The following is a 15,159-nucleotide window of genomic DNA, read 5'->3' as shown; positions in this document are numbered from 1 at the left end:
TCGCTGGACAGGGACCTGATCCTGTATCTGTTCGGCACGCCCGGTCAGCACCGGTTCTGGTTCATGTGGGACGACCTGGTGCGCGGCGCCATCGGCGCGGTCGTGCTGGTCGACACGCGCAGGCTCGCCGACAGCTTCCCCGCGATCGACTACTTCGAGGAGGCGAAGCTCCCGTTCGTGGTCGGGCTCAACGGGTGGGACGGGCATTTCCCGCACGTGGAGAACCGGGTGAGGGACGCGCTGACGCTCGCCCCGCACGTGCCGATCGTCCGGACGGACGCGCGCTCCCGTGACGCGGTCAAGAGCACGCTCATCACGCTCGTCGAACACGCCCTGACCGTGCGCTCCTCCTACGGGCCCACCTTCTGACCGCCTACGGCCCGACCTCCTGGCCCGGACCCTGGCCCGCACCCGGCGGGCCCAGGTCCGGGGAGCGGGGCGTCAGGCGGTGCGCCACCAGTGGGCGGCGACCAGCTCGGCGACCAGCGTCTCGGTCAGCAGGGCCACGTCCGGATCCTCGTCGTGCCGGTAGCGGATCGCGGCGCGCTCGCCCTCCACGTGCCCGCCCACGGTGAGGACGGTGGAGCCGCGCTGCCGTACCCAGTCCATGGCCTGCTCGTCGTAGGCCGATCCGGGGAACAGCAGGGCGCGGTAGTCGAGGGTCTTGGTCAGGTAGACGTCCACGTGCGACCAGTCGCCGCTCTCGCACGCGTCGGCCGGCCTGCGCGGACCCTCGCGGACCATCAGCGCGGACTGCTGGGCCGACGACAGCCGCTCGGCCGGGGCGATCGTGTAGACGCCGTTCGGCCCGTCGAGCAGGTCGAGGGCGGTCGGCAGCCACTCGTCGCGGCGGTCGAGCAGGTCGGAGGTGGCCTCGGCGGCCCGCCGTACCAGCTCGGGCAGGTCACGGGGCGCGCCGGTGAGGTGCGACTCCAGCGCCAGCAGCAGGGCCAGCGTGTGCTGGAAGGTACGGCAGGCGACGCCGCCCCGCTCCTCGCCCGCCAGCATCGGGATGACCTGGTCGGCACCCTCGGTGATCTTCGAGTCCGCGACGTTGGTGAGGGCGACGACGGGGGAGGGGCCGCCGGTGTAGCGGGCGAGGGCGTCGAGCGTCTCCCTGCTGCCGCCGGTCGCCGAGATCGGCACGACGAGCGTCTCGGGGCCGGCGGGGAAGGTGGCGGCGGCCGAGCCGTACTCGGCGTAGGCGTCGAAGCCCCTGGCCCGCAGGCGGAGCGCGGCGACGCTCGCGGCGTAGCGCGAGCTCCCCATGCCGAGGAACACCACTCGCCTGAGCCCCTCCGGCAGCGTCAGCGGCTCCTTCTCCAGCCACGCGGCCAGGTCGGCGAGGGCGGAGGGCTTGACCTCCAGGTCGGCGTGGAACAGCTCGGGGTTCACGGGTTCTCCTCGGTGTAGCGGGTGCGCAGCACGCCCATGGGGGCGTAGCGCCAGCGGGGCAGGTGGCGCGCGGCGTAGATCAGCTCGCGGCACTCCTGCTCGATCTCGAACGGGCCGAGCAGGCGCTCGTCCAGCAGCTCGGCCCGGCCGGCGGCGCGCAGCCGCAGCCGGTAGGCCTCCAGGAAGCCGGCTCTGGCGGCGGCGGCCCACGCGGCCGCGGCGGTGGGGGCGGTGCCGCGGCGCTTGACGGCCACCTGGGCGACGTGTTCCAGGCTGGTGGTGAGCTGGGCGACGTCGCGGGCGGCGGGCTGGTAGGGGTCGGCGTCGGCGACCGTGGGATTGCCGTCGAAGTCGATCACCGCGTATCCGTCGCGCCACTGGAGGATCTGGCCGACGTGGAAGTCGCCGTGGATGCGGATCCTCGGGGTGGTGACCGGGGTGGCCAGCGGGGCCAGCCCGGCGCGCAGGGCGGGCTCGTGGGCGCGCAACCACGCGCCGTCCTCGCCGTCGGTGAGCGCGAGCGCCTCCTCCAGCGCCCCGGCCGCCCGGTCGAGCGCGGACTCCTGCCGCGAGAGGTCCGCCCCGCCGGGCTCGCCGCCCGCCGGTGACGGGGCCGCGTCCTGCGGGAGGCGCACTGGTGCCGGGGCCGCGCCGTCCGCCGCGGGGAAGGTGGCGAGCGCCAGGTGCAGGTCGGCGGCCAGCCGGCCGAGCGTGGCGGCGAAGCCGCTACGGCCCGCCTCCGCCTCGTCCACGCACCACTCCCACCCGTCCCTCGCCCCGGGCAGGTAGCCGGTCACCAGGGCCAGCAGCGTCTCGGCGCCCGACGGCTCGACCCTGGTGAGCGCCGCGTACGGCGGGGCGGTGTCCCGGAAGCCCGCCTCGGTCAGGTGCGCGAACGCCGCGAGCGTCGGGTGGGGCAGCGGCGCCGGCTCGGCCAGCCACTTCACCACGACCCGCTCGCCGACCACCACCGAGTGGTTGGTCTGGTCGACGTCGATGCCGCGCTCCCGCCAGGCGTCCCCGGCGCCGGGCTCGCCGGCGGTGCCGTACGGGGCGGGCATGGGCAGGTAGCGGCGGACCCTGAAGGGCTCGGGCACGGGGGCAGACAGCGCCGCCAGGAACGCCGCCGTGAACCCTTCACCGGCGCTGAGAGCGGCGGTGAGAGTCGGCCGGGAACTGGTCACGGCGCCGTCCTGATCGGTAACGTGATTCTTACGTGGGACCGGCAGTCGTCGCCATATTGAATCGCGATTCAACACGTTTATCGAACTTCCTGGTGACAATGTCCGGAAAAGTCTTGCTCATGTTGATGTTGGCTGCAACACTCCTGCTTTGGTCTGCAGTGCCCGGTTGGTCGCGAGACCCCTCGTACATCTGAATCTAGAAGGAGTAGCGGCCGTGTCCCGTACCCGGTACACCCGTCGTCTTCCGGCCGTCGTGGCGGCGGCCGGGCTCGCGCTCGCCGTCGCGGCGTGCGGCGGTGAGTCGTCGACCGACAGCGCCAAGCCGGCACAGAGCGCGGCGCCGCTCAACGCCAAGGCCGACCTGTCCAAGCAGAGCCTGACGGTGACCGTGTGGCCGGGCTACACGCCCAAGGAACTGCCGGAGAAGGCCAAGGCCAAGCTGGGCGTCGCGGACGTGAAGGTCGTCGAGCACGACACCAACGAGACCGCGATGGCGAAGCTGACCGGGCAGGGCGGCGCGGGCGTCGACGTGGCCTTCGTCTCCGGCCAGTACGCCCAGGCGCTGGCGGCGGCGGGCCTGCTGGAGCCGATCCACCCCGAGCTGATCCCGAACCTCAGCAACCTCTACCCCGAGGCCACGCAGCTCTCCTACGACAAGGGCAACAAGATCTCCGTCCCCTACACCTGGGGCACGACGGGCATCTGCTACCGCAGCGACCTGGTCAAGGCCGAGCCGACCAGCTGGAAGGACATCCTGACGCCGCCGGCCTGGGCCGAGAAGAAGGTCACGATGATGACCACCGAGCGCTGGCTGGCCCTGCCCGCGCTCAAGTCGCTCGGCTACTCGGTCAACACCGACAAGGACGAGGAGATCGCCAAGGCGAAGGAGCTCCTCCTCGCGGCCAAGCCCAAGCTGCTCCAGTACGACGACGTGACCTTCGGCGACAAGCTGAAGTCCGGCGAGGCCGTCATGGTCGAGGCGTGGGACGGCTGGTGCCCCACCACGGACCCGAAGAACAACATCAAGTTCGTGGTCCCCAAGGAGGGCAGCGACCTCTGGGTGGACACCATGGTGATCATGAAGTCCTCCAAGAACAAGGAGGCCGCGCACGCGCTGATCAACTACATCCTCGACCCCGAGATCCACAGCTGGGCTGCCGCCAACATCAACTACAAGGTCCCGAACAAGGCGGCCATGGACAAGGTCCAGATCCCCGAAGGGTCGCTGCTCGGCATCTCGCCCGCCGAGCTGCTCCAGGGTGAGTCGATCATCGACCTGGGAGAGGCGGCGACCAAGTTCACCCGCCTGTCGACCGAGGTCGCGGCCAAGTAAGCGTGAAAACCGTGGGTAAGGCCCGGCCGGTGTCCCCTCGGTGGGGGCGCCGGCTGGGCGCGTTCGTATTCCTGGGGCCCGGCATCGCCTACCTGGCGGTGCTGATGCTGGTCCCGCTCGTCCTGGTGCTGAGCTACACCGTCTTCAGGCGCGGCCGCTTCGGCGGGATCGTCTACGAGTTCACGACGGAGAACTTCACCAGGCTGATCGACCCGCTCTACCTGGACGTGGTCCTGGAGTCGATCGAGCTGGCCACGCTGACCACCGTGTTCGCGCTCCTGCTCGGCTACCCGACGGCGTACCTGATCGCCAGGCTGCCGCGCACATGGAAGACGATCGCGCTGGTCGCGATCGTCCTGCCGTTCTGGACGAACTTCATCATCAGGATCTACGCGTGGACGATCCTGCTGAGCGGCCCCGGCCTGATCAACTCCGCGCTGGGCACGCAGTTCGAGCTGCTCTACAACCAGGGCGCGATGGTCACCGGCCTGCTCTACTCCTACCTGCCGCTCATGGTGCTGCCGCTGTACGCCGCCATCGAGAAGCTCGACCCGCAGCTGCGCGAGGCCTCGGCCAACCTGGGAGCCTCGGCCTTCACCACCTTCAGGCGCGTGACACTCCCGCTCACGCTGCCGGGCGTGGCCACCGGCTGCCTGTTCGTCTTCGTGCCGAGCTTCGGCAACTTCGTCATCCCGGAGATCCTCGGCGGCGGACGCTCAGCCACGGTCGGCACGCTGATCCGCACGGAGTTCCTCAAGTCACGTGACTGGCCGTTCGGCTCCACCCTGGCGCTCGCCGTGATCCTGGTCCTGGTCGTGCTGCTCGTCGTCCAGTCGTGGGTGAACCGCCGTGGGTAAGCCGCGCTTCCTCTACGTGCCGTTCTGGCTGACCTACGTCTTCCTCTACGCGCCGATCCTCGTGCTCCTGGTGATGTCCTTCAACGCGGGCCGCTCGCCGTACGTCCACGAGGGCTTCAGCCTCAAGTGGTACGGCGTGCTCGCGCAGGACGAGAAGATCCTCAAAGGCCTGGTCAACACGCTGATCGTGGCGGCGGGCTCGACCGTGCTTGCCACCGTGCTCGGCACGATGCTGGCGGTGGGACTGGCCAGGTACACCAGGTCCAAGCTGCTCGACGCGCTCGGCCTGATGCCCGCCATCCTGCCCGACCTGGTGCTGGCCATCGGCCTGCTGGTCTTCTACGACGTGGTGAAGTTCAGCCTCGGCCTGCACTCGGTGATCCTGGCCCATGCGCTGTTCGGCATGGCGTTCGTCGCCGCCGTCGTGCGCACCAGGCTCACCCACGCCGACTCCTCGCTGGAGGAGGCCTCACGCGACCTCGGGGCCGGACCCGTCACCACCTTCGTCAGGGTGACGCTGCCGCAGCTCGTGCCCGGCATCGTCGCCGGCGCGCTGCTGGCCTTCACCCTGTCGATCGACGAGTTCGTCATCGCGTTCTTCACGGCGGCGCCGACCGAGCCGACGCTGCCGATCGTCATCTACTCAATGGTCAGGTTCGGGGTGACCCCGGAGATCAACGCGCTCGCCTCGATCCTGCTGCTGGTGAGCTTCACCGTGGTGATCGTCGCCCAGCGCATGACGAAGATCGGGGAGATTCGTGCTCAAGATTGACGGCGTCACCCGCAGGTTCGGAGACGTCACCGCGCTCGACAACGTCTCGCTCGAGATCGAGCAGGGCGAGTTCTTCGCCCTGCTCGGCCCCTCCGGCTGCGGCAAGACCACGCTGCTGCGCATCCTGGCCGGCTTCGAGACGCCCGACGCGGGCACGGTCACCCTCGACGGCGACGACCTGCTGTCCATGCAGCCGAACCGGCGGCCGATCAACCTGATGTTCCAGTCCTACGCGCTGTTCCCGCACATGACCGTGGCCAAAAACATCGCCTACGGCCTGGAGCAGGAGAAGCTAGGCAAGGCCGAGATCAGGCAGCGGGTCGGCGAGGTGCTGGAGACCATCGGGCTGGCCGAGATGGCCGGACGCAAGCCGTCCCAGCTGTCCGGTGGCCAGCGCCAGCGCGTCGCCCTGGCCAGGGCGATCGTCAAACGCCCGCGGCTGCTGCTGCTCGACGAGCCGCTGTCCGCGCTGGACAAGAAGGTCCGCGCGGGCATGCAGCTGGAGCTCAAGCGGCTGCAGCACGAGGTCGGCATCACCTTCGTCGTGGTCACCCACGACCAGGAAGAGGCCATGTCGCTCGCCGACCGGATCGCGGTCTTCCAGACGGGCCAGGTGCGCCAGGTGGACGAGCCGGTCGCGCTGTACGAGCGGCCCCGCACGCCGTTCGTGGCCGACTTCGTCGGCGCCAACAACCTCTTCGAGGGTACGGCGGTGCCGGGCGGCCTCGAGGTCCCCGGACTCGGCGTCCTGCCCGCCGAGAGCGCCGAGATCGAGGATCCTGAGACCGTCGAGCCCGACGACGCGGCGTCCGAGAAGCCGTCGTCTGAGGAGTCGTCGTCTGAGGAGCCGGTGTCCGAGGAGTCGTCGTCTGAGGAGCCGGTGTCCGAGGACACCGCGACCGACGGCCCCGAGTCTGACGGCGCCGAGTCCGAGGATGCCGCGACCGACGGCCCCGATTCTCCCGATGCTGAGTCTGACGGTGCTGAGTCTGATGGCGCTGAGAGCGAGGGAACCGACGCCGAGGGCGCGGAGACCGAGCGTGCCGAGTCAGAGGACACGGCGACCGACGGCCCCGAGTCTGGCGGCGCTGAGTCTGACGGTGCTGAGTCTGATGGCGCTGAGAGCGAGGGAACCGACGCCGAGGGCGCGGAGACCGAGCGCGCCGAGTCAGAGGACACCGCGACCGACGGCCCCGAGTCTGGCGGCGCCGAGTCTGACGGTGCTGAGACTGATGGTGCTGAGACCGATGGCGCTGAGAGTGAGGGAACCGACGCCGAGGGCGCGGAGACCGAGCGTGCCGAGTCTGATGGCGCCAACGCCGAGGGAACCGACGGCAAGGACGCCGAGTCTGACGGTGCTGGGGCCGAGGACGGCGAGACCGAGGACGGCGAGGCCGAAGGTGGCGAGGCCGAGGGCGGCGAGGTCGAGGGTGGCGAGAGCAAGGGCAGGAAGGCGCTGCTGGCCGTGCGGCCGGAGAAGGTGCGGCTGTCCGATGAGATGTCCGGCGAAGGCCTGCCCGGCACCGTGGTCGATGTGAGCTTCTACGGTGGCATCTCGCACATCGCGGTCACCGTGGAGGGCAGGGACAAGCCTGTCCTGGTGGCCCAGCAGGGCGCCGCGAAGGTCGAGGCGGGCGCCCAGGTCCGGCTCGACTGGGACGCCCACGACGCGGTGCTGATCCGGGAAGGTTGAGTCAGTGGGGAGCCAGCTCGCAGCCGGTGGCCGCCCGGGCATAGCTCAGTATCAGCTCCACGGCCTCCTCGGGGCCGATGAGCGGATGCCTGGCCGTGATGCGATAGCCGTAGGCGTCCTCCAGGGCCACCAGGTTGCGCGCGATCGTCAGCGAGTCGGTGGCCAGGGTGAACACGCCGAGCGCCGTCCCGGTGTCCAGGACCGCCTGGTACATCGACACCTGGCGGTCGTACAGGGTCGTCAGCAGCAGGCCGTAGATCCGGTTGCGGCCGGCGGCCCCGCCGAGCTCGTTCAGCAGCCGCACGTCCGGGTCGAGCGGCCCGGTCGGCAGCCCCGAGCGGATGGTGACGACCAGCTTGCGGGCGGGGTCGCTGATCGCGGAGATCTGCCGCATGCGGTGCTCGTAGAAGCGCTCCACGCTGGCGTGGTGCGCCTCGACCAGCAGCTCGCTGAGGTCGGGGTAGTGGTAGAGCACCGCGCCCGAGGTCAGTCCGGCCTCCTCGGCCACGTGCGTCAGCTGCACCCCGTCGATGCCGTGGCGGACGATGGCCCGCCGGGCCGCCTCGATGAGGTCGATCCGCCGGTCCGAGCGACTCTTGCGCGCGGTCACCAGCACCCCCGTTCCTGTGGCGTCATTAAGGTCATGCGGGCACATACTGCCTTGAAGTTGACCATCCCGCTAGACAGTATTTGAATTGAAATTCAACTGAGCGTCCCCCCGGAGTTGATCATGTCTCTCACCATCCTGTTCATGCCCGAGAGCGCGTACGGACCCACGAACAACAGCATCGGCATCGGTGACATCCTGCGCCGCAGGGGGCACCGGGTGGTCTTCGCCGCCGAGGCGTCGTGGAAGGGCAAGCTCGAGGCGCTCGGCTTCGAGGAGGACCTGGTGGACCTGGCGCCGCCCGCCGAGGAGGAGCAGGACGCCGGCCAGTTCTGGAAGGACTTCATCCGCGACACGGCTCCGGAGTACCGCAAGAGCACCAAGGAGCAGCTCGAGACCGTCACCAAGCCGATCTGGGACGCCCTGATCGACGGCGTGAAGTACTGCGAGCCGCAGCTCAAGGCGATCATCGAGCGGGTGCAGCCCGACATCATCGTCGAGGACAACGTCATCACCTTCCCCGCACTGCTGACGACGGGCAAGAAGTTCGTCAGGATCGTCTCCTGCAACCCGCTGGAGGTTCGCGGCGAGGGGATCCCGCCGGTCTTCTCCGGCCTGCCCTCCGGCGACCGCGGCGAGTGGGACGCCTTCGGCGCCGAGTACGACCGCACCCACCGCGAGATCTGGTCCGCCTTCAACGAGTGGTGCATCGAGCAGGGCACCCGGCCGCTGCCCGACCTCGACTTCATCCACGAGGGCGACCTGAACCTCTACGTCTACCCCGAGCTGCTCGACTACACCGACGCCCGCCCGCTCGGCCCGAGCTGGCACCGCCTCGACTCCTCGGTCCGCGAGACCGACGAGGACTTCGCGCTGCCCTTCGAGCGCACCGAGGGCGCGCTGGTCTACTTCTCGCTCGGCTCGCTCGGCTCGGCCGACGTGGAGCTCATGCAGCGCGTCATCGACGTGCTGGCCACCACGCCGCACCAGTACATCGTCTCCAAGGGCCCGCTGCACGAGGAGATCAAGCTCGCCGACAACATGTGGGGCGCGGAGTTCGTCCCGCAGACGAAGATCATCCCGCAGGTCGACCTGGTCATCACCCACGGCGGCAACAACACCACCACCGAGGCGATCCACTTCGGCAAGCCGATGATCCTGCTGCCGCTGTTCTGGGACCAGTACGACAACGCTCAGCGCGTGGACGAGCTCGGCTACGGCGTGCGCCTGTCCACCTACTCCTTCACCGACGAGGAGCTCACCGGCGCGCTGGACCGCCTGCTCAGCGACACCGAGCTGCGCGCCAGGCTGGCCGCCGCGGGCGAGGAGATCCGCCGGCGTGACGGCCTGCGCAAGGCCGCCGACCTGATCGAGCAGCTCGGCAAGTAAGCCACGCCTGACCGACCGTCTGAGGGGAACGCCGCCGCGCGTTCCCCTCAGAAGTGGTCTCCGGCCGTCACGGCAGGCGACCGACCCGATCGTTTCCGAGGAAAGACACCATGCGTCAACTGATCAACCCGGCCACCGGCCTGCCGTTCGCCGAGCTGCCCGACACGCCCGTCCGCGAGGTGGCCGAGGTCGTCCGGCGGGCCAGGGCGGCCTTCGAGGAGTGGTCGCAGGCGACCCCCGCCGAGCGCGCCCGCGTGCTGCTGCGCCTGGCCGACCTGGTGGAGGCCGACGCCGAGGAGCTGACCAGGCTCGAGGTGGAGGAGACCGGCAAGCCCGCGGCCGTCTTCAGGGACGGCGAGCTGCCCTTCGCCGCCGACAACCTGCGCTTCTTCGCCGGGGCCGCGCGCTCGCTGGAGGGCAGCGGGGCCGGGGTGCTCAGCGCCGGCTACACCTCGGTGCTGCTGCGCCGTCCCGTCGGGGTGGTCGGCTCGATCGCGCCGTGGAACTTCCCCTTCGTCATGGCGGTGTGGAAGCTCGGCCCGGCGCTGGCCGCGGGCAACGCGGTAGTGATCAAGCCCGCGCCGAACACGCCGCGCACGACCGTCCGGCTGGCCGAGCTGATCGCCAAGGCCGGCGCGCCCGCGAACCTGGTGCAGGTCGTGACCGGTGACGCCGAGGTGGGCGAGGCGCTGGTGACCGACCCGGGCGTGGACATGGTGAGCGTCACGGGCTCCACCGAGACCGGCCGGGCGGTCATGACGGGTGCGGCGCGCACGCTCAAGCGGGTGCATCTGGAGCTCGGCGGCAAGGCGCCCGCCCTGGTCTTCGAGGACGCCGACCTGGCCGAGACCGCGCGCGGCGTGGCCATGGGCGCGACCTACAACACCGGCCAGGACTGCACCGCCGCCACCCGCGTCTACGTCGCCCGCCAGGTGTACGGCGACGCGGTGGAGGCCATCCGCGCTACGCTGGCCGAGATCGAGGTCGGCGACCCCTGGAGCCCCACGACGGACATCGGGCCGCTGATCTCCGCCGCGCACCGCGACCGGGTCCACGGCTTCGTGACCCGCGCGGCCGCCGACTCCGGTGGCGAGGTGGTCTGCGGCGGCGCCCCGATCGACGCGCCCGGCTTCTTCTACCCGCCCACCCTCATCGCGGGCCCGCGGCAGGACAGTGAGGTCGTGCAGGGCGAGCTTTTCGGCCCCGTGCTTGTCGTGCTGCCCTTCGACGGCGAGGAGGAGGCGGTCAGGCTGGCCAACGACACCCGCTACGGCCTGGCCTCCTCGGTCTGGTCGCGTGACGTGGCCAGGGCCATGCGCGTCTCGCACCGGCTGGACGTCGGCGTGACCTGGGTCAATGATCATTTGCCCATCGCCAGCGAGGCCCCGCACGGCGGCGTCAAGGGCAGCGGGTTCGGCAAGGACATGAGCCAGGAGGCGGTGCAGGAGTACTCTGTGACCCGCCATTTGATGATCAAGCACGCGGCTCCGGCCGAGCGGGACTCGTTCCGGCCGGCCTAAACGGCGTGTGGCGTTATGGGCGAAAAAGCCGGATTTATGGGTGTTTAGCGAGCTTTGTCTCGTTCGCTGATCTGGTCAGGTTGTGTTCCAATTACGATCGCTCCTGCAATCCCATGCGCCACATGCGTGTCAGAGATTTCCCGAGCACGTATGGCGAGAGGTAGCGACACTCAGTGAGGACGGAAAACCCCCGGCACGCCGCCCCGGGGGAGGACACAGGCAAGCAGCCCGGGCCGGGCGGTCGTTTCCAGCTGGGCAACTGGCGGGTGCGATCGCGCCTCATCCTGCTCATCCTGATTCCCACGGTCGTGGGCGTCCTCCTCGCGGGTATCCAGCTTGCCAACTCCATCGGCACCGCGTCCGAGTACCGCCGCCTGACCCAGGTGGCCGAACTCGTGCAGCGGCTCGGCGCGCTCTCCCACGAGCTCGGCAAGGAACGGGCGCTCACCGCCTGGTACATCGCCGACAACCGCCGCGCCGGCCGCCTTTCCCAGCTGCGCAACCAGCGGGACGTCGTCGACGCGGGCAAGAAGAAGGTGCTCGACAGCGCCAGGGCGATCGACGAGGCCCACCCGCTCCGCGTGCGCGACGAGGTCGAGGAGGTGGTCCGCTGGCTCGAGGGCCTCGACGGGCTCCGCGACTCGATCATCGGCGACAGCGACAGCGTTCCTCCCCGAGCGGCGATCAAGACCTTCACCTCCATGATCGACGTCATGGAGGGGCTGCAGGGCGAACTCATCGCCGAGGGCAACAACGAGGGCCTGCTCGGTGACGCCACCGCCCTCGGCGCGCTGGAGCGCGCCAAGGAGGAGGTCTCCCGCCAGCAGGTCATCCTCGTCGTCGCGCAGATCGAGCGCAGCCTCGACTACGACGACCTGTCCGACTTCCTCGGCTCGTGGAACGCCCAGCAGGCCGAGCTGGCCGTCTTCGAGTCCGAGGCGGCGGGCGACGACCTGGCCTTCTACCGCAAGATGGTCCGCGGCCAGGAGGTCGACCGCGCCGACGCCATGCGCCAGCGCGCCCTGGCCCAGATGCGCGAGTACAAGGAGATCCGCGACCTCGACATCACCTCGCGTCGCGACCTCAAGCTCTGGTACGACAGCACCGAGCAGACGGTCGACACCATGCGCAAGGTCGAGGACCAGCTGGCCACCTCCATCGTGGCCCAGACCAGGGAACTGGCCGACGCCGAGCAGCGCAACGCCATCGTCTCCGGCGCGGTCATCCTCGTGCTGCTGCTGCTCGTGCTGCTGATCACCACCAGGGTGGCCGGTTCGCTCGTGCGCCCGCTGCGCAGGCTGCGCGCCGAGGCGCTGGAGGTGGCCGGCCATACGCTGCCCGACACCGTCCGCATCCTGCGCGAGTCCGGCGACGGCGCGGCCATCCCCGAGGTGCCCTCCATCGGCGTGCTCACCCGTGACGAGATCGGTGAAGTGGCCAGGGCCTTCGACGAGGTCCACCGCGAGGCCATCCGGCTGGCCGGTGACGAGGCCAAGCTGCGCGCCAACGTCAACGCGATGTTCGTCAACCTCTCCCGCCGCAGCCAGACCCTGGTCGAACGCCAGCTCCAGCTCATCGAGGGCCTGGAGAACGGCGAGGAGAACGAGCAGCGCCTGTCCGACCTGTTCAGGCTCGACCACCTGGCCACCCGCATGCGCCGCAACAGCGAGAACCTCCTGGTCCTCGCCGGCCAGGAGGCCGCCCGCAAGTGGACGCAGCCCGTCGAGCTCGTCGACATCGCCCGCGCGTCGCTGTCGGAGGTCGAGGGCTACGAGCGCGTCAACATCCAGGTGCCGACCGGCACCCTGGTGGCGGGCCCCGCGGTCACCGACGTCGTCCACCTGCTCGCCGAGCTGATCGAGAACGCCATCTCGTTCTCCCCGCGGGAGACCAAGGTCAGCGTCTCCAGCAACCGCGCCGAGAACGGCGTGATGATCGCGGTCGTCGACCTCGGCATCGGCATGAGCGCCGACGAGGTCGCGCAGGCCAACTGGCGCCTGGCCAACCCGCCCGTCGTCGACGTGTCGGTCTCGCGCCGCATGGGCCTGTTCGTGGTCGGCCGGCTGGCGCTGCGCCACGGCATCACGGTGCAGCTGCGTTCGCAGCCCTCCGGCGGCGTCACCGCGCTGGTCGTGCTGCCCGACACGCTGCTGGTCAGCGCGTCCGCCCCGGCCCAGACCGGCTTCCCCTTCCCGCAGACCCAGGGCTCCTTCAGCCCGTTCGACTCGCCCGTCATGGCCGCCCCCGTCGCACCGTTCGGCATGGACAGCCCGGACGTGCGCGGGTTCGACGAGCCGATGCACACGCCGTGGCCCGGCACGCTGCCCCCGCCCGGAGGCAACACCGCGTGGCCGTCCATGGGCGAGGAGTCCGCCTTCGGCACGGCCGACGCCGAGGCCGTCACGAGCGGCCCGTCCGACAGCGCCTTCCCCAGCGGCACGTTCACCGACAGCGGGTCGCGCGAGCAGGGCTTCGCCGACACGGGATTCTCCACCGGCTCCTTCTCGGACAGCTCCTTCTCGGACGGCGCTTTCTCCGACAGCGCCTTCTTCGACGGCGGGTCTCGCGAGAGCGACGGCGGGTCCCGCGAGAGCGCCTTCTCCGACGGCGGGTCTCGCGAGAGCGGCTTCGCCGACAGCGGTTTCTCCGACAGCGCTTTCTCCGAGGGTGGCTTCTCCGAAGGCGGCTTCTCCGCCAACGGCCAGCGCCCCGGCGGTGCCGGGGCGTCCGGCGGGCTCGCCGACCGCGGCTGGCCGTCCGCGGCGTCCGGCACGCCCGAACCGGCCTTCGACCCGTTCTCCAGGAGCCTGCCCGAGCCGGACCCGCGGTCGATGGACGCCTTCGGCCGCCCGCTCGAGCCCGAGGCCAACTCCGCCTTCGACCACGTCAAGCGCGACCCCGCCGGCGCGTTCGGCTCCCCGGGCAACGACTCCCACAGCTCCTTCATGGGGCTGCCGGAGGCCGACATGACCGGCCCGCTGCCCGTCGTGCGGAGCTCCCCGATGGACGAGGACGGGGAGGAGTTCCTGCCGATCTTCTCCTCCGTCGGATCCGACTGGTTCCGCCGGCCCGACCCCGAGGAGCTGAAGGCCGCCAGGGAGAGCACGCGGGAGGAGGCGGACCCCGAGCCGTCCCCACGCCCTCGCCTCTCCGGCGAGCAGCCGCCGGCGCCGGAAGGCCGCCCGCAGGGGCTGCCGCAGCGCCGGCCGGGCGAGAGCATGTCCACCTCGTGGTCCTCGCCCGCCGACAGCGGTTTCCAGGCCGCGCGCGCCGCCGCGCAGCCCGCCCAGGGCGGCACGACCTCCTCGGGCCTGCCGCGCAGGGTCCCCAAAGCCAACCTGGTCCCCGGTACGGCGAGCACGCCGGAGAGCGCGCCGCCCGAGGTGCCCGCGCCGGTCTCGCCCGACCGGGTGCGCAGCCGCCTGTCGAGCTTCCAGCAGGGAGTGCGGCAGGGCCGTGAATTCACTCGCGACCACGCCCGCGAGAACAAGGAGGACAGATGAGAGAGCTGAGTCAGGGCGCCCGCGGCGTCAACTGGCTGATCACCGACTTCGTGAACAACGTGCCCGGTGTCGCGCACACCGTGGTCGTGTCGTCCGACGGTCTGCCGCTTGCCTACTCCGAGGGATTCCCCAAGGACAGGGCCGACCAGCTCGCCGCGGTCGCCTCCGGTGTGATCAGCCTCACCCAGGGCGCGGCCAGGGTGTTCGAGGGCGGCATGGTCACCCAGACGGTGATCGAGATGCAGCGCGGCCTGTTGATGATCATGTCGATCAGTGATGGGTCGTGCCTGGCGGTGCTGGCCGCGGCCGACTGTGACATGGGCCTGGTGGCGTACCAGATGACGCTGCTGGTGGAGCGGGCCGGTCAGGTGCTGACACCTGCCGTACGGGCCGAGCTGCAGGCGGCGCGTCCCCGCTAGCGGGGACGTGAGATGGGGGACAGGAGAAGGCTGTGACAGATCAGGGTTGGGCTGGTGATAACAATCAGGGGCGACATGGGGCCCCACGCCCTCAGGGGCCGAGCTCGCTGGTCAGGCCGTATGCCGTGACCGGTGGGCGCACGGCGCCCAGGGTGAAGTTCGCGATGGAGGCGTTGGTCTCCTCCGCCACATCCGAACATCGCGATCTTTCTCTCCTCAGTCCGGAGTACCAAGCGATCATCCAGTTGTGCCGGTCGGTCAGGTCGGTCGCGGAGGTCTCCGCTCTCTTAAAGGTCCCGCTCGGCATCACCCGGGTGCTGATCGCGGACATGGCGTCCGAGGGCTTGATCCGCGTCCACCAGCCGCAGCTGGAGGCGGGTAAGCCGGATCTCAACCTGCTGGAAAGGGTGCTAAGTGGACTTCGCAGGCTCTAGCGGCCTGACCTCGACGAAGATCGTCGTGGCGGGCGGGTTCGGTGTGGGCAAGA

13 protein-coding genes are annotated in these 15,159 nt (G+C 70.2%); 10 read left to right on the top strand and 3 right to left on the bottom strand.

The features are described from left to right. Window positions 1–369 (top strand): ATP/GTP-binding protein (locus ABZX22_RS44265; RefSeq protein WP_354923094.1); only part of this gene is annotated, 369 nt, incomplete at its 5' end. A 72-nt stretch (window positions 370–441) separates the two neighbouring features. On the opposite strand, the gene ABZX22_RS44260 is transcribed toward ABZX22_RS44265, so the two are convergent. Further along, on the bottom strand, window positions 442–1,395 hold the full coding sequence (locus ABZX22_RS44260) for an SIS domain-containing protein (RefSeq protein WP_354923091.1): 954 nt from the start codon (window positions 1,393–1,395) through the stop codon (window positions 442–444). Beyond that, window positions 1,392–2,579 carry a hypothetical protein gene (locus ABZX22_RS44255; protein ID WP_354923088.1) on the bottom strand — a complete coding sequence of 396 codons (1,188 nt, stop codon included), beginning with the start codon at window positions 2,577–2,579 and terminating at the stop codon, window positions 1,392–1,394. Before ABZX22_RS44255 ends, ABZX22_RS44260 begins: the two co-directional genes overlap by 4 nt. Window positions 2,580–2,793: 214 nt before the next feature. Between ABZX22_RS44255 and ABZX22_RS44250 the strand changes: the two genes are divergently transcribed. Genes ABZX22_RS44250 through ABZX22_RS44235 form a run of 4 tightly spaced genes read left to right on the top strand, consistent with a single transcriptional unit; the run spans window position 2,794 to window position 7,234 of the window. Beyond that, entirely contained in the window at window positions 2,794–3,912 is a 1,119-nt protein-coding gene (locus tag ABZX22_RS44250) for a spermidine/putrescine ABC transporter substrate-binding protein (RefSeq protein WP_354923085.1), read from the top strand. Window positions 3,913–3,941: 29 nt separating this feature from the next. After that, window positions 3,942–4,769 carry an ABC transporter permease gene (locus ABZX22_RS44245; RefSeq protein WP_354923082.1) on the top strand — a complete coding sequence of 276 codons (828 nt, stop codon included), beginning with the start codon at window positions 3,942–3,944 and terminating at the stop codon, window positions 4,767–4,769. Further along, window positions 4,762–5,541 carry an ABC transporter permease gene (locus ABZX22_RS44240; protein ID WP_354923079.1) on the top strand — a complete coding sequence of 260 codons (780 nt, stop codon included), beginning with the start codon at window positions 4,762–4,764 and terminating at the stop codon, window positions 5,539–5,541. Before ABZX22_RS44245 ends, ABZX22_RS44240 begins: the two co-directional genes overlap by 8 nt. Beyond that, on the top strand, window positions 5,528–7,234 hold the full coding sequence (locus ABZX22_RS44235; protein WP_354923076.1) for an ATP-binding cassette domain-containing protein: 1,707 nt from the start codon (window positions 5,528–5,530) through the stop codon (window positions 7,232–7,234). Before ABZX22_RS44240 ends, ABZX22_RS44235 begins: the two co-directional genes overlap by 14 nt. A gap of 1 nt (window position 7,235) precedes the next feature. Here the strand turns inward: ABZX22_RS44235 and ABZX22_RS44230 are convergent, their stop codons facing one another. Further along, window positions 7,236–7,850 carry a TetR family transcriptional regulator gene (locus ABZX22_RS44230; protein WP_354923074.1) on the bottom strand — a complete coding sequence of 205 codons (615 nt, stop codon included), beginning with the start codon at window positions 7,848–7,850 and terminating at the stop codon, window positions 7,236–7,238. A gap of 114 nt (window positions 7,851–7,964) precedes the next feature. Between ABZX22_RS44230 and ABZX22_RS44225 the strand changes: the two genes are divergently transcribed. The 5 genes from ABZX22_RS44225 (at window position 7,965) to ABZX22_RS44205 (ending at window position 15,106) form a co-directional block, all read left to right on the top strand. Next, window positions 7,965–9,230 (top strand): glycosyltransferase, encoded by a 1,266-nt coding sequence (locus ABZX22_RS44225; protein WP_354923071.1) that lies wholly within the window; start codon window positions 7,965–7,967, stop codon window positions 9,228–9,230. Window positions 9,231–9,340: 110 nt separating this feature from the next. Then, window positions 9,341–10,750 carry an aminobutyraldehyde dehydrogenase gene (locus ABZX22_RS44220; RefSeq protein WP_354923068.1) on the top strand — a complete coding sequence of 470 codons (1,410 nt, stop codon included), beginning with the start codon at window positions 9,341–9,343 and terminating at the stop codon, window positions 10,748–10,750. Between the two features lie 173 nt (window positions 10,751–10,923). Beyond that, a complete protein-coding gene (locus ABZX22_RS44215) occupies window positions 10,924–14,253 on the top strand; it encodes a nitrate- and nitrite sensing domain-containing protein (protein WP_354923065.1) in 3,330 nt (1,109 codons plus the stop codon). Further along, window positions 14,250–14,672, top strand: coding sequence for a roadblock/LC7 domain-containing protein (locus tag ABZX22_RS44210; RefSeq protein ID WP_354923062.1), 423 nt, complete (start codon window positions 14,250–14,252; stop codon window positions 14,670–14,672). The genes ABZX22_RS44215 and ABZX22_RS44210 overlap by 4 nt, the downstream gene beginning before the upstream one ends. Window positions 14,673–14,779: 107 nt before the next feature. Then, a complete protein-coding gene (locus ABZX22_RS44205; protein ID WP_354923097.1) occupies window positions 14,780–15,106 on the top strand; it encodes a DUF742 domain-containing protein in 327 nt (108 codons plus the stop codon). Window positions 15,107–15,159 lie beyond the last annotated feature (53 nt).

The organism is Nonomuraea sp. NPDC003804 (assembly GCF_040610675.1).
Taxonomy (GTDB): Bacteria; Actinomycetota; Actinomycetes; order Streptosporangiales; family Streptosporangiaceae; genus Nonomuraea.
Note: the sequence above shows the minus strand (reverse complement) of the source record. Positions and strands in the feature narration are given on the sequence as shown.

What these genes read in the sequence shown, in the direction of transcription:
- ABZX22_RS44225 (WP_354923071.1), top strand. Translation starts at nt 7,965, where the DNA reads ATGTCTCTCACCATCCTGTTCATGCCCGAGAGCGCGTACGGACCCACG.
- ABZX22_RS44220 (WP_354923068.1), top strand. Translation starts at nt 9,341, where the DNA reads ATGCGTCAACTGATCAACCCGGCCACCGGCCTGCCGTTCGCCGAGCTG.
- ABZX22_RS44210 (WP_354923062.1), top strand. Translation starts at nt 14,250, where the DNA reads ATGAGAGAGCTGAGTCAGGGCGCCCGCGGCGTCAACTGGCTGATCACC.